Annotated in this window: 6 protein-coding genes; 1 reads left to right on the top strand and 5 read right to left on the bottom strand. The window is 32.7% G+C overall.

The window, feature by feature from the left end; all coding sequences use genetic code 11:
- Positions 1-8: 8 nt before the first annotated feature.
- Positions 9-875 carry a polyphosphate kinase 2 family protein gene (locus GKG00_RS06155; protein WP_154254751.1) on the bottom strand — a complete coding sequence of 289 codons (867 nt, stop codon included), beginning with the start codon at positions 873-875 and terminating at the stop codon, positions 9-11.
- A gap of 198 nt (positions 876-1,073) precedes the next feature.
- Between GKG00_RS06155 and GKG00_RS06150 the strand changes: the two genes are divergently transcribed.
- Complete coding sequence (locus GKG00_RS06150) at positions 1,074-2,060, top strand: LLM class flavin-dependent oxidoreductase (protein WP_154254750.1); 987 nt, start codon at positions 1,074-1,076, stop codon at positions 2,058-2,060.
- Between the two features lie 150 nt (positions 2,061-2,210).
- Here the strand turns inward: GKG00_RS06150 and GKG00_RS06145 are convergent, their stop codons facing one another.
- The 4 genes from GKG00_RS06145 to GKG00_RS06130 form a co-directional block, all read right to left on the bottom strand.
- Positions 2,211-3,827 (bottom strand): cell wall-binding repeat-containing protein, encoded by a 1,617-nt coding sequence (locus GKG00_RS06145; RefSeq protein ID WP_154254749.1) that lies wholly within the window; start codon positions 3,825-3,827, stop codon positions 2,211-2,213.
- Positions 3,828-3,982: 155 nt separating this feature from the next.
- The gene (gene rbsK, locus GKG00_RS06140; protein WP_154254748.1) at positions 3,983-4,861 is read right to left on the bottom strand and encodes a ribokinase; all 879 of its coding nucleotides are present in this window, start codon (positions 4,859-4,861) and stop codon (positions 3,983-3,985) included.
- A gap of 148 nt (positions 4,862-5,009) precedes the next feature.
- Positions 5,010-8,981 (bottom strand): leucine-rich repeat protein, encoded by a 3,972-nt coding sequence (locus GKG00_RS06135; protein ID WP_154254747.1) that lies wholly within the window; start codon positions 8,979-8,981, stop codon positions 5,010-5,012.
- Positions 8,982-9,253: 272 nt separating this feature from the next.
- Positions 9,254-14,878, bottom strand: a complete 5,625-nt coding sequence (locus GKG00_RS06130) for a leucine-rich repeat protein (protein ID WP_154254746.1) — start codon at positions 14,876-14,878, stop codon at positions 9,254-9,256.
- Positions 14,879-14,999: the final 121 nt, after the last annotated feature.

Here is a 14,999-nt window from a genome sequence, read left to right as displayed (position 1 = left end):
ACTTATTATTAGTCTTCTTTTTCATCCTTCTCGTCTTGTTCCAACAAAACCTTCTTCCATTTGTCTAGTTGTGATTCTTCTTCCTTGGAAAGTTTTGGTGTTTGTGGGTCCAATTGCTCGAACAAATCCAACATAACCTCACTCACAACAAACCTCGTGAACCATTTGTTGTCCGCAGGAACTACATACCAAGGTGCATAATCAGTTGAAGTATGCTCCAACATATCTTCATAAGCCTTGTGATAATCGTCCCAGTTTTCTCTTTCCAAAATGTCACTAGCTGCAAACTTCCAATGTTTTTCGTCCAAGTTAATCCTGTCCAATAGTCTTTCTTTTTGTTCGTCCTTTGACACATGCAAGAAAAACTTCACAACCTTGATACCATTATTGTCCAAATATTTTTCGAACGCATTGATATCTTCGAATCTTTTTTCCCAAAAATCATCGTCGTTTTTCTTGTTAACCAAATTGTGAACTCTGGTTACAAGAACATCTTCATAGTGTGATCTGTTGAAAATCCCAACCTCTCCATAAGAAGGAGTTGCCTTTGTAATTCTCCACAAATAATCGTGATCCAATTCTTCTGTGGAAGGTTGCTTGAAGCTTGTAACCTTGCAGCCAGCAGGATTAAGCGCCGTGAACACTTTTTTCACCAAACTGTCCTTACCCGCAGCATCCATCGCTTGAAGCACAACCAAAATTCCCCTCTTGTTTTCAGCATATAATTTTTCCTGAAATTCAAACATCTTTTCCAAATTTTGTGGAAGAATTTCTTCCTTCACTTCTTGTTTTGAATATGAATCATCTTTTTTAGTGCTAAATTTTTCCAAATCAACTTTTTTGTTAGGTTTTACCCTGTATTTCTTAATATCCATAATATACTTCCTTTTAATATCGTTATTATATATTTATCCAAATTGGGTAAAAATAAAACAATTTCATTTATTGAATTAATTATATCATTTGTTCAAAATTTCTTCAATAGTTTACTATCACATTAGTATTACGTAAAATTTATTTGACAATCACCGTTTTATATAATAAATTCATATTAATCAAAAGGAGGAACAATTATGAAAATATCAATACTAAATTTAATACCAAGATTTATAGATGAAACTGCCAAACAATCCATCGAACGTGGATTGGAACTTGCAAAATGGGCAGACGGACAAAACTTCGAAAGATATTGGGTCGCAGAACACCACAACTCAAAGTCAATCTCATGCTCAGCAACAGATTTGATTATCGGATATATTTTGGAAAATACAAAAAGAATAAAAGTCGGAGCAGGTGGTGTAATGCTTCCTAACCACACACCATTTCAAGTTGCAGAAAGATACGGAACGCTCGAAACATTATATCCCGAAAGAGTTGATTTGGGAATTGGAAGGGCGCCTGGAACAGACATAGAAACAGCGAAATTAATCTACCGTGACACATACAAAGAAGATAACTTCAAAGAAGCCATCAGAACATTGCTAAGCTATTTTGAAGAAGAGGCAGAAAATTTCACCGTGCGTCCATATCCTGGAGTTGGCACACACGTTCCAGTGTATATCTTAGGAAGCTCCATGACATCAGCGCACATCGCAGCACAATTGGGACTACCTTACTCATTCGCAGGACATTTTTCGCCAAACACAGTTGAAGTCGCGCTCAAAATCTACCGCGAAGAATTCACACCGTCGAAGTATTTGGTCAAGCCATACGTAATGCTTGGAGTATCTGCAAACGCAGCTTACGAGAAAGACGCCGCAGAACACATCAAACAACAAGCCATCTCCATATTCTTGCAAATCCAAAACAGAAACAACAGAGATGCATTTTTAAAAGCAGACCCTAACAACAGCCCAGAACTCACATCAATCGAAAAATTCATGATAAGAACTGCCCGTGGACTTCGAATCGAAGGAGATGTGAATTCTGTAAAAGATCAATTCATGGAAATAAAACAAAAATACAACCCAGACGAAATCATCGCCGCATCATACATTCCTGATTTCAAATTATTAAAAGAAAACTATGAAATCATACAAGATTTGGCGTTGAATGATTAGAAGGCTATTGAAAAACCATCCAGACAATTCTGGATGGTTTTGTGGTTTAATAAAATTTTTAAAAATTCCTAGCCGGTGTTTTGACACAATACACTCAATAAAACAAAAGAGAGGTTCAGGTCAAACTTATGTCTACTCTTTTATTGTTTTTTAGTTAAATTCGTAGTATCCCATAGGGTCAACTATTCCGTTATTGTTATTTGTAAACCAAATACAAGCATAGTTACCATTGATAGCTACACCCATATTAGATAATCCTGTAAAGCCATTTTCTTCTTCTTCAGGCGTAGGATCAGACCATTTATTTTGAGATAAAATTGTGTCATTATGACCTGGAGAATTTTTCCATTTTTCTAATGCCCTTTGAGGTGTAATCATGAAACCATTTACAGCTACTTCATAGCCTGTTTGGTTATAGTTAGCGATTTCTTTAGGTTTAATTTTTGTTAATTTATCATATTTGTGGTCATCTGTATAGATTACTGGAGTCCAGTTGCCTTTATCAGACCATGAGTGCATATTTCCTTTTATTCCTCTAGCGTCAACTGGAGGGTTATTCATATCGAAATTCATGTTTAAGTCATTGATATGAGTTCTAGCAACTTTCATTAATGATTTACTAACTTTTAGTCTTTTTTTACCATGTTGTTCTCTGTAATCATTTACAAGCTTGATTAACTCTTTTTCTTTTGCTGATAATTCTGGACTATCAACATCTAATAATTCGTTTGGATTTTCTTCTGGTTTTTCTTCAGGTTTTGAAGGTTGTTCAGGTTCTGAAGGTTGTTCTGGTTTTTGTGGCTTGTCCTCAGGTTTTTCTTCAGGCTTTTGTTCAGTTGATGTTTTTGTGAATTTTTGTTCTTGATATTTTGTTATTGATTTTTCGCCACCGATAAGAGTTATATCTGAGATATTTTGACTATCAACATATTCTTTTATATTGTCGATAGCTGTATCATCTGATAATAAGATACCAGTGTTTTTCTTAACTGCGTAAGGTGCTGCTGCTAGTGCGTCTGGGTAATCTCTACCGTCAGCGATTACAGCACTTTGAGTTTTGTTCATGTGTTTTAAAACTTCAAGAGAAGTTTCGTAACGATCTTTACCTGAAATTCTTTGAACTTTGTCTAAGCCTTTGATGTTTACTGATTTTTCTCCACCAATGATTGCTTTGACGTCTTGTGCTTTAACGTCTTTAGGTAAAGTTTTACCGTCAGTTAATACTAAAGTTTGTTTCTTTTGTACTGCGTAAGGTGCTGCTGATAATGCGTCAGCAAATTTTTCACCATTAGCTAAAACAACATTGTCTTTATTTTTAGCTTTTAGTTGTTTAGCAAGTTTAGTAGATGTTTCGTATCTGTTTCTTCCTGCGATTCTTATTACTTTAAAGTTTTCTCTTTTAAGTCTTTCTTCTACAGATTTAGGTACAGATTTTTCACCACCGATGATTACTACTTCTTTTACATCTAATGAACGCATTGTGTTAATTGTTCTTTGCATCATATCTGCTTTTTCTGCTAAAAAGATAGGTGCATGATCTGCAAGATTTCCTGCTGTTAGTGCGTCAGCGAAGTTATTGCCACTTACTAAAACTGCTCTGTCAGATGTTGTGAAAGCAGAATCTGCAATACTTGCTGCTGTTTCATATCTATGCATACCTTGAATTCTTTTAACATTGTAATCATTAGATGCTAATGATACTTGTGGTACTACGTTTGCTAGCATCATTCCAGCTAACATTAATCCTAAAATTTTCTTGTTTTTCATGAATGCTTACTCCTTTTTATTAAAACATTTTACTATAATTTGATTATAATATTTGCCTTTTATAAAGTCAAACAATAAATGATAACCATTTATACAAAACATTTTATCTACTATTTTTCCCAAAAGAAAAACTTTCAGGAAAAATCCTGAAAGTTCTACATTATTTCATCTATTGTTGGGATGGATTCTCCCGATCCTTTTCTGGTTACAGTCTTTGATGATGCTTTTGTGGCAAATTCCATCGCTTCTTTGATGGATTTTTGTTGATCTAACATGACAGCCATCGCTCCGATGTAACAATCCCCTGCAGATGTTGTGTCCACGACTTTCGCTTTGATTGCATCTTGAATGATGTGTTCTTTTTTCGAAAAATACTCAGAGCCATTTTCTCCCAAGGTTATTATCACAGAGCCGACATTTTTGCCCAGCAATTCATCTGCTGCTTCTTTTAAGTTTTCTTTGGTTGAATATCTCAAAATTTCATTTTCATTAGGTACGAACAAATCCACCTTGTCCAATATATCTTCCACTTCAAACTCACTTGGGGCAGGGTTTAATATTACGTAAACTCCCTTTTCCTTCGCTTTTTTAATAGCATATTCATTGACTTCTTGCGGAATTTCCATTTGCAAAATCAAAATATCGCATTCATCCAAAAGTTCGATGTTATCGTCTATGTCTTGGATTGTAATCGCATAATTTGCCCCATGATCCAAAACTATTTCGTTTTGTCCAGTTTTATCCACATTTATTAGCGCAGTTCCAGTGTCCACATCTTTTTTGATGATGTTTGTAGTGTCCACACCGTATTCCTTCATATTTTTGAAAATAAAATCAGCGTCCATATCATTTCCCACACACGCAAGAAACTTCACATCGCCACCGAGTTTTTGACAAGCAATCGCTTGGTTAGCCCCCTTGCCACCGACAGATCTGCTCTTTGATATGGACGATATTGTTTCTCCAGGTTTCGGAAAATTTTCCAAATTATATGTAGTGTCTACATTCACGCTTCCTATAACTAAAATTGACATAAATCTCTCCTCAAATCTTTGCATTTACGCTAAGAGTTTTTTCTTAATATATCTTATATTATACAATACAAATCAAATTTTGTAATTCAAACAAAAAAACAACGTGACTGAATTTTAAAATCCAATCACATTGCTTTGTTAATGAATACTATTTGTATTCTTCAATACTTAGTTTTCCACCTAGTATAATGGAGTCTTTAATTTTGTTATCTCTCAAGTATTGTTTTACTGATACCGATGCTTCGTCTTTATCTATCAGCATTATTGGTGCTTGTTCTGTTTTTGATAGATATGGCGCTATTAATGCATCTGGGTATGCTGTTTTGTTTGCAAATATTACTTTGTCAGGGTCACTGTTTACTGCTTTTGCTACTTCTAATGCTGTGTCTACTCTTGTTCTTCCTGCTAGTCTGTCTACTTTTAGTCCACTGTTTTGTAATTTTTCTTCTATTTTTTCTGATACTTGAGTTTTTCCACCTATTATTGTTACTTTTTCTATGCCCCAATCTTTTATTGCTTTTTCAGTTGTTTCATTTAATTGGTCATTTTCTGTTAACAATACTGGTATGTTTAATTTTGATGCTAGACTTCCTGCTGTTAATGCGTCAATATTATTGAATCCATTTACAAGTATTATTTCTTTTTTGTTAGTTGAATTTGCTCTGACTTGTTCTCCAAGTTTTACTGCTGTTTCGAATCTGTCATGTCCTGCTATTCTTTGTTGTTTTATTCCTAGTTGTTTGATTTGGTTTTCAACTTTTTCGCTTACTGATAATTTTCCACCGGCGATTATTATCTTAGATGGGTTGAGTCTTTTTATTTCTTGAAGTACTTCATCCATTATTGAATCTTTTTCAACTAATAATGTTGGTGCGTTCTTTCCTACTCCGTATGGTGATGATGCAAGTGAGTCTACCATTTTATCGCTTGATGTTATTATCACTGTGTCTGCTTTTTGGAATAATGTTTTGCTTACTTCTACTGCTGTTAGTTGACGATTTCTTCCTGCTATTCTTGTTGCTGGTATTTTTTCGAATATTTCTTTTAATGTGTCTGTGTCTTTGATGTCTTCAACTGTAGTTTCATTAAATACAACTTTTTGATTTTTCAATGATTTTTCATTGTTAAATTCTAAGTGTTTTTTGTTTTGAGTGTTCAACTTAACTACTACATGTTTTTTATCCGTCGTTTCAGCGTCTTTGAATGCATCATCTGAAAGCTTCTTCAAGCTCTTTGGTAAGTTTGTTTCTTTAAGCAAACTAAATCTAAATGCAGAATCTCCGATTTCTTCTATTCCTTCTTCAAGCGTTAATTTTTTAAGTCTCTTCCATTTGATATTGTGAGCGAAAGCTTGTCTTTCGATTTTCTTAACATTTCCAGGAATTGTCAATTCTTCTAGTTGATGTCCTGTAAATGCTCTGTCTTTGATTTCTTCAACAGTTTTTGAAATAGTAAGTTGTTTTAATGGGGCACCTTGGAAAGCTGATGGTCCAATAACTTTAATTCCTTCTGGTATTTCAAGTTTTTCTAATTTGATGTTTCTGGAGAATGTTCCGCCAGCGATTTCAGTCATATTTGGTGAAATTCTAAGTTCAGTAATTTGGTTCAAAGAGAATGCTCCTCCTTCGACTTTTGTTACTGAGTCTGGCAAATAAACTTTTTCTAGTCTATTTCCATTGAATGCAGATCCGCCGATATATTCTAAAGTATCTGGCAATTCTACATTTTCGAAATTATTAACTCTGAATGCATAATTTTCGATTCTCTTAAGTTTCTTTGGCAATTCTAATGAAGTCATTCCATTAGCAGAACTTACAGTATCTGTACCGAATTTAACTCCTTCATCCTTAATTAAATCAAATGCAGATTCTGCGATTACTTCGACATCTTTGCCATCTAAAGTTGTGTCTGGTAGAATTAGATTCTTGTTGAATTTGAATTTCGCTTTACCACTATCGCTAAATCCTGTAATAGCATTGTCCTTGTAAGTGAAGTCTTCTTTCTTGTACAATGAATTTTTGTTGATAACCAACGCATCGACAGACTTATCCAAGTTTTCTTGTGCTGATTTTACTTCATCAGATGATTTATCCAAATCAGCCAAGACAATCTTTGCCTTGTCAAGTTCCTTCTTCATAGCATCGTAGGATTCTTTTTCAAACATTTCAGGAACTAATTCGTCTGCTTTTTTGATAGAATCTCTAAGTTTTGATCTATCTGGAGCTGATTTTCTCAAATTACCTTCAGCTTCAATCAAATCATCAAGTGCTTTGTCCACTTGTTCTTGTGTTGATTTTTCGTCTTTAAAAATTCTCTTTGCTTCTTGTAATACATTGTCGAATTCGTCTATTTTTTCTTGTTTATAGTCTGATTTTACAATTGATTTAACAGTTTGCAATTCCTTGAAAAGTTTACTTCTGTCTACATTTGTAACCAAAACTACTTTGTGATAATCATTTTCTGGAACGATATAAGTTACTGATTTCAAATGATCAGGATTTCTAGTTTCTAATCGTACAACCTTGCTATTTTCATAGCCTGGATTGTCTCTGAATACAAAATCTCTAAACTTAAATATAGAATAAGGAAGCTTTACAACTGAAAGCTTGTTGTTAGCAAAGCTATAGTTGTCTATTTGAATGCTGTTTACATCATCGGATATTTCAAGCTTACTTATTTCATTGTTCATGAAAGATTCGCTACCTGTCTTCCATACAGTGCTTGGAATGTAAACTTCAGTAAGTTTATTGTCCCTGAATGCATAAGATTCAATGGATTTCAAACCTTCTTCAAACTTAACTTTAGTAATGCCTGAGTTAGCGAATGCGTAATCTTTGATGATAAATTCTACATCTGTTTTAGGGAAGGTTACGCTGTTAATCTTTTGATTTCTAAATGAACTTTCTTTAACTCCTTCAACAGCCTTTTTTTGTCCGTCAATAGTTACTTCTTTTGGGATAACCAAATCAGGATTCTTTGCTAACTTAGCCTTACCTTTTTCAGAAAAACCAGTAATTCCGAATCTGTAAGATTCTTCTTCCATTCTTCCCTTGTATTTGAATTGTCCATAAGTGAAATCTTCTTGTGACCATTTTTCAGTAGTAGGTTGTTCTGGTTGTTCTGATTCGCCAAGTTTAACTGTCAGTTTAATCATTAAATTTGTAGCTGAACAAGTTACACAAGGTGATGTATATCCTTCGATTTGTTCAAGCTTTGAAGCTTTTTCTTTGTCGATACTTGCAAATACTTCGAATTCTTTTGTTTTGTCGAATTTATCCAAATTCCAAACTTTTGCAAGTTCTACTTCTTTATCACTGGAACCTGTGTTGTCTTTCTTATCTACATAAGTTGCGATAAAATCAGTATTGATATTTTCATCTAACCAAGCTTGTAGCTCTTTTTTTGAACCTGCTTTTGCTTCAACTTTTCCCAAATCAAGGTATTTGTCTCCTTCACCTGTTCCAAGTGAATTAAAGTTGATTCTTATATGTTTAAATGGACTTTCTGATTTTATTTCTTTTATTGTTTCCCCATTTAATGATGATTTCAATAAAACTGAATTGGATTTTTCATCACCTTTTAACAATAGACCTGTTACACCTGTTTTGTTAAAAGATGTTGTCATAACAGTTTTTACTGTAGATGGAATTGTAATTTCTCCAGCTAATGAACTATCATTCATAAAGGCTTGTTGACCAATATATTCCAAACCTTCATTTAATTCAATTTTACTTAAATTCTTGTTCATTCCAAAAGCTAATCTTTCGATTTGTTTTACAGTTGAAGGAAGCTTGATTGTTGTAAGCGAGTTAGCTGAAAAAGCTCCTTGGTCGATTGTTTCAACGCCTTCTGGAATAACTACTGAGGTAAGTCCTTTTCTTGCAAAGGCTCCCTTACCAATATTTGTTACAGCCTTTCCATTAATTTTTTCTGGAATAACTACATCAGTAGCTGTACCATTATACTTTTTAATAGTAGCGCTACTTTCATCAAAATCAAAATCACTTTCCGCAGTGACTTCTTGTTTTTGTGGAACATCACTTGCGTATATGTTTACAGGAGCAAATCCTATAACCATAGCAAAGATCAGTATCCACGAAACGATCCTTTTTCTATTCATATTATCCTCCTCATTTTTTTGTAACAATCGTTACTACATCTGCGTTAAACTAATATTTGATAATAAAAGTTTACAATACTATTATACCCTTATGTAAATAAAGTAAACTTTTTATATGGTTAATTTGTTGAAAAATCAACATTTTATTGATTTATAACTGCTAATGTAAAATTATAATAATCATTTTACATTTTTGTTCCTAACATTAAAATTAAACAAAAAACAATGTGACTGAATTTTAAAATCCAATCACATTGTTTTGTTAATGAATACTATTTGTATTCTTCAATACTTAGTTTTCCACCTAGTATAATGGAGTCTTTAATTTTGTTATCTCTCAAGTATTGTTTTACTGATACCGATGCTTCGTCTTTATCTATCAGCATTATTGGTGCTTGTTCTGTTTTTGATAGATATGGCGCTATTAATGCATCTGGGTATGCTGTTTTGTTTGCAAATATTACTTTGTCAGGGTCACTGTTTACTGCTTTTGCTACTTCTAATGCTGTGTCTACTCTTGTTCTTCCTGCTAGTCTGTCTACTTTTAGTCCACTGTTTTGTAATTTTTCTTCTATTTTTTCTGATACTTGAGTTTTTCCACCAATTATTGTTACTTTTTCTATGCCCCAATCTTTTATTGCTTTTTTAGTTGTTTCATTTAATTGGTCATTTTCTGTTAACAATACTGGGATGTTTAATTTTGATGCTAGGCTTCCTGCTGTTAATGCGTCAATATTATTAAATCCGTTTACTAGGATTATTTCTTTTTTATTGTTAGAATTTGCTCTGACTTGTTCTCCAAGTTTTACTGCTGTTTCGAATCTGTCAGCTCCTGCTATTCTTTGTTGTTTTATTCCTAGTTGTCTGATTTGATTTTCAACTTTTTCGCTTATTGATAATTTTCCACCTGCGATTATTATTTGAGTTGGGTTAAGTCTTTTTATTTCTTGAAGTACTTCATCCATTATTGAATCTTTTTCAACTAATAGTGTTGGCGCGTTCTTTCCTACTCCATATGGTGAAGATGCTAATGCGTCTACCATTTTATCGCTTGATGTTAGTATTACTGTGTCTGCTTTTTCAAATAGTGTTTTGCTTACTTCAACTGCTGTTAGTTGACGATTTCTTCCTGCTATTCTTGTTGATGGTATTTTGTCAAAGATTTCTTTTAATGTGTCTGTGTCTTTGATTTCTTCTGGTGTTTCCGGTTCAGAAGGAGTTGTTTCTTTCTTTTCAACAACTACAGGAATTTCAACAATTCTCTTTGAACCATTTTCAAATGTTATTTCAACTTTTGCAGTATATTCACCAGGTTTATTTGTGTCGATTTTTGGTTCTGTAACATCTTTAGCTGTTGCTTTTTCTGGTAAGTTTTTGATGTTATCTGTTACATCGATCTTTTCACCTTGTTTTACAACTTCTTTTTTGATGTCTTCTGCTTTGATTTCAGGAACAGGAACTATTTCTCCAATACCATTGAAAATTACTTTTTGATTTACTAATGATTTTTCATTATTGAATTTTAAATGTTCAGGGTTTTTAGTAAATAATTTTACGACTCTTACTTGAGCGTCAGGATTATTTAAATCCAAGCTGTTTTTGAATGCATTGTCTGCAATACTTGTAAGTGATTTTGGTAAATTAACTTCAACCAAGTTGTTGTTACTGAACGCTTCTACTCCTATAGATTCTAATCCTTCTGGTAAAACTACCTTAGTTATGAATCTATGTTTTTCTTTTTGTTTGAATGCATCTTTTCCTATTGTCTTAACATTTTTTGGAATGATAATTTCTTTAAGAAGATTTGCTTGGAATCCCTTAGTTTCTATAGTTACTAATGAATCTGGTAATTTTAATTCTTCTAATAGGTTGCCTCTGAATGCTGACTTGCCAACTTTTTTGATTCCTTCGTTTAGTTCTAGTTTTTTGATTTCGTTATAACTAAACATACCTTCGTTTACTTCAGTCAATGAGTTAGACAACTTAACTGTTTGAATCTTGTTTAATGAGAATACTCCAACTCCTAAATCTGTAACAGAGTCTGGCAATGATACAGAGTGTAGTTGGTTGCCACTAAATGCCAAGGTATCAATAACCTTCAACGTATTTGGAAAATCAACTTCATTCAATGCGTTATATCTGAAAGCTTCCCTGCCAATTTTTTCTAGTTTGCTTGGCAATTTAACTGTTTTAATTCCTTCTGGTGAATCTGATATTCCTGGTAAGCATCCTCTAATTATTTCAAGTGAATCAAAATCGACGATAAATGCTTTTTCTCCAATTTCTGTTATCACTGTTCCATCCGGGTTTTTGTCTGGTAGAACTACGTCTTTGTTAATTGCAAACTTAGCCATACCACTGTTGCTAAATCCAGTAATGACATTTTGATTGTATGTGAAATCTTCTTGTGTGAATTCTTCTTTTACAGGTTTTCCTGTAAAGATGAATTTTTGATTCTTTATAGATTTTTCGTTGTTTAATTTTAGGTGATCTTGTTTCTTAGTATATAAGAATACGACATCTTTTTGGTCTTTCCCTACATTACCTTGGAAACTGTCATCTGCTATTTTTTCTAATGAAGAAGGAACATTTACTTCTTCTAAAATATTGTTAACAAAAGCTTTTGACTCAATTTCCTTCAAACCTTCATTTAGTGTTAATTTTTTTAGTGTTCCTGTCTTAGCGTACCTGTTTCCTGATTTAAACGCCATTCTTCCAATAGATTCAATAGATTTTGGAATTGTAAGTTCTGTCAATTCATTTCCAACAAAAGCGCTTTGTCCTATTTTTTTGATTCCGTCTTCAATTGTCAATTCTGTAATAGGATTCATTGTGAACAATCCGCCTGGTATTTCTCCGATATTTGCTGGAATTGTAACTTTTGTTATTTGGTTAACTCCGAAAACAGATGTTCCTAGCTTCTTCAAGTTTTTGCCTAAATTAATTTCTGTTAATTTGTTATTATTAAATGCAAAATCTTCAATTGTAGTTACAGTTTCTGGAATTGTTACTGATTCAATTCCTTTATTTCTAAATGCAGCTTTTCCTATTGTAGTAATTGCGGTTCCATCACTTGATTTTTCCGGTAATTCTACATTCTTAGATGTTTCTAACTTCTTAAGTCCTTCTTCGGAAAAGCCTGTAATTTTAGATCCGTCGTATGTGAAGTCAGAAGCTGTAAACATAGAATTATCTTCAACTAATACAAATTTTTGATTTTTTAATGATTTTTCTGTGTTGAATTTTAAATGGTCTTCATTAGTTGTTTGTAATTCTACAACTTGTGCATTTCCTTTAAATGCGTCATCTTTTATGGAATTCAAAGAAGCTGGAATTTTTACTTCTTTTAGAATGTTGTTTTGGAATGCTTTGGTGTCAATCTTTTCCAATCCTTCATTAAGAATTAATTCTTTTAATTTCCCATTTTGTTCCTTTGCTCCACCACTAAACGCCATTCTTCCAACTGATTTTACAGAAGCTGGTAGTGTTAAACTTTCTATCTTACATCCTGTGAATGCAGATTGTCCTATTTTTTCAACTCCATTTTCTATAACAATCTTAGTTGAAATATTTGTCGAGAACATTCCACTAGGAATTTCTTTAAGTGTTCCAGGTATTGTTACTTCTTTTATTTTGTTAGTTGCAAAAGATGCTGCACCTGCTGTTTCTAGTTTTGACGGTAATTTAATTTCAGTAAGTTCATTCATTTGGAATGCAAGGTTTCCAATTGATTTAACTGTTTCTGGAATACTTACTGATTTAATCCCTTTTTGTTTAAATGCTGCATTACCAATTGAAGTAATAACTGTTCCTTCTGAGGATTTCTCAGGTAAGTTTACATCTTTTATTGTTTCAATCTTCTTTAATCCTGTTTCAGAAAAACCAGTAACTGTAGAGCCTTCATAAGTGAAGTCTGAAGCAACAAATTTTGAGTCATCTTCTTTAGGTTTGTCAACAATATTGAATGCAAATTCAAGAGTATTTATTCCACCATAGTTCGAGACTTTGTTCATAATAAAGCCTGGTTTTTGTGGGAACGTTTCATCTGTTATTTCTTGCATTTTAGCTTTTGCAATTGCTTTATTATCCTTAAAGTCAGCTATCGGTTCCCAAACTGTGTCAATATTTACATATTCATCGTATTTTCCAGTTTTGAACTTTTGAAGCTCTGCTGTTGAGCCTTCACCAGCTTTTTGATAAGAAGACATAAATTGAATATTTACATTGTCTTTTATCCATTTTTCAAGTTCTTCTGGTGATGATACACCTACATCTGTTGGCTTCTCAGTAGTAATAAGATTTGTCTTTTGATTATTACAGAATGAAGTAAAGTCAACATAAAGTTGTTTTTGAATATCTTCAAGTTCAAATTCTTTTATTTCTTGACCCAAATTATTTTTTAAAGTAAGCTTAGCAGAATCTTTGCCACCTTTGATGTTAAATTTATTTACATTAGTGTATCTAAATGCTGATGGTCCTATCCATTCTACTGTAGATGGAATTACGAGATTTCCGCTTAATACTTTATCATTAATAAAAGCATGATTTCCTATTTCTTTCAATCCTTCATTGAACACAACTTCTCTTAAATTTTTGTTATTATTAAAAGAATATGAGCCTATGCTCTTCATAGTATCCGGAAATACAATCTTTGAAAAATTATTGTTTGTGAATGATCCAAATTCAGTGAATTCAAGATTTTTTGGAAGAGTTACAGATGTTAAGTTTTTGTTTCTGAATGCACCTGAAGCAATTCCTTTTACCTTAACGCCATCTATTTCATCAGGAATAACTAATTCAGTTTTATTGCCAAGATATTTAGTTATAACGCCTTTTTGCGAATCAAATTCATATTCTTTTTCAGTTTCTGCAGGTGATGTTACAACAAATTTCAATGAAATAGTATTTGAACCTTGGCAATTGTCAGGATTTGCAAGCATATATCCATCTTTTGATGGAAGGTCTCTTATAGAGTCCTTATCCATCACACCAGTTACTTCGAATTCGCCATTCTTAACAAATTTTTCTGCAGTATTCCACTTAATATCTACTGGATTTTTGATATCAGAATGACCTGAATTGTCACTTGCCTTAACATAATAAGTTGCATATTGAATATTAATATTGTTCTTAATCCAATCATCCACTTCTTTTACAGATGAAGCTGTTATGTTGATCTTATTAACTGGCGCTGTAACTGTAACTTTATCTTTTACTTCTCTGTTGCAAAAAGCTGTATAATCAATAGTTATATCTTTTCTTTCGTTTTCAAGATTAATATAATTCAAGTGATCGCTTAAAGCATTCTTCAATACTATAGGAGCTGAGTTTTCATCACCTTTAATATTTAAAGTAATTAAATTGCTTTTAAAAAATGCTTTTGGTCCAATCCATTCTACTGTTGATGGAATATCCATTTCTCCTGAAAGTTTTGGAAGATTAGCAAACGCAAATGTTTCAATTGATTTTAAACCTTTGTTTAATTCAACATGTTTAAGTTGTTTATTAAGAACAAATGCGTAAGCTTCAATTCTTCTCATAGTTGATGGCATCTTAACAGATGTCAAATCATTTTTTCCAAGTGCTCCCCATTTTAGATAAGTCATACCTTCAGGTAGAACAACGGATGTAAGTCCCTTTTCATTTAAAGCACTTTTTCCTAATCCATACACTTGTTTTCCATCAATTTTAGATGGTATTACAAGGTCTTTTTCATTTCCTTTGTAACCAGTTATTTCACCTTTTGCACTATCAAATTCAAAATCTGATTCACTAGTTGCATTAACAGTACTAGAAGCTTTTTGTACTTCTGGTTTATCTGCTATTGCTGGCAAAGGCGACAATAACATCGACATTACAATCATCAGCGACAAAAATCGCTTATTGAATTTCTTCATTTTTCCTCCTTTTATTTGATTTTTTACATGAACAACAGGCTTACATAGAAAAAAATTAGTATAATGAAGCCTTGCTTCTTTTATATACCCTTTTGTAAATTATGTAAACTAAAATTGTTAA

This window comes from Finegoldia sp. BIOML-A1 (genome assembly GCF_009678325.1).
Taxonomy (GTDB): domain Bacteria; phylum Bacillota; class Clostridia; order Tissierellales; family Peptoniphilaceae; genus Finegoldia; species Finegoldia magna.
The sequence above is the reverse complement of the archived record's forward strand: the minus strand, read 5'-3'. Positions and strand labels throughout refer to the sequence as shown.

Bases quoted from the DNA above. Each gene is read 5' to 3' on its own strand.
- GKG00_RS06155 (WP_154254751.1), bottom strand. From the start codon at position 875: ATGGATATTAAGAAATACAGGGTAAAACCTAACAAAAAAGTTGATTTG.
- GKG00_RS06150 (WP_154254750.1), top strand. From the start codon at position 1,074: ATGAAAATATCAATACTAAATTTAATACCAAGATTTATAGATGAAACT.
- GKG00_RS06145 (WP_154254749.1), bottom strand. From the start codon at position 3,827: ATGAAAAACAAGAAAATTTTAGGATTAATGTTAGCTGGAATGATGCTA.
- rbsK (WP_154254748.1), bottom strand. From the start codon at position 4,861: ATGTCAATTTTAGTTATAGGAAGCGTGAATGTAGACACTACATATAAT.
- GKG00_RS06135 (WP_154254747.1), bottom strand. From the start codon at position 8,981: ATGAATAGAAAAAGGATCGTTTCGTGGATACTGATCTTTGCTATGGTT.
- GKG00_RS06130 (WP_154254746.1), bottom strand. From the start codon at position 14,878: ATGAAGAAATTCAATAAGCGATTTTTGTCGCTGATGATTGTAATGTCG.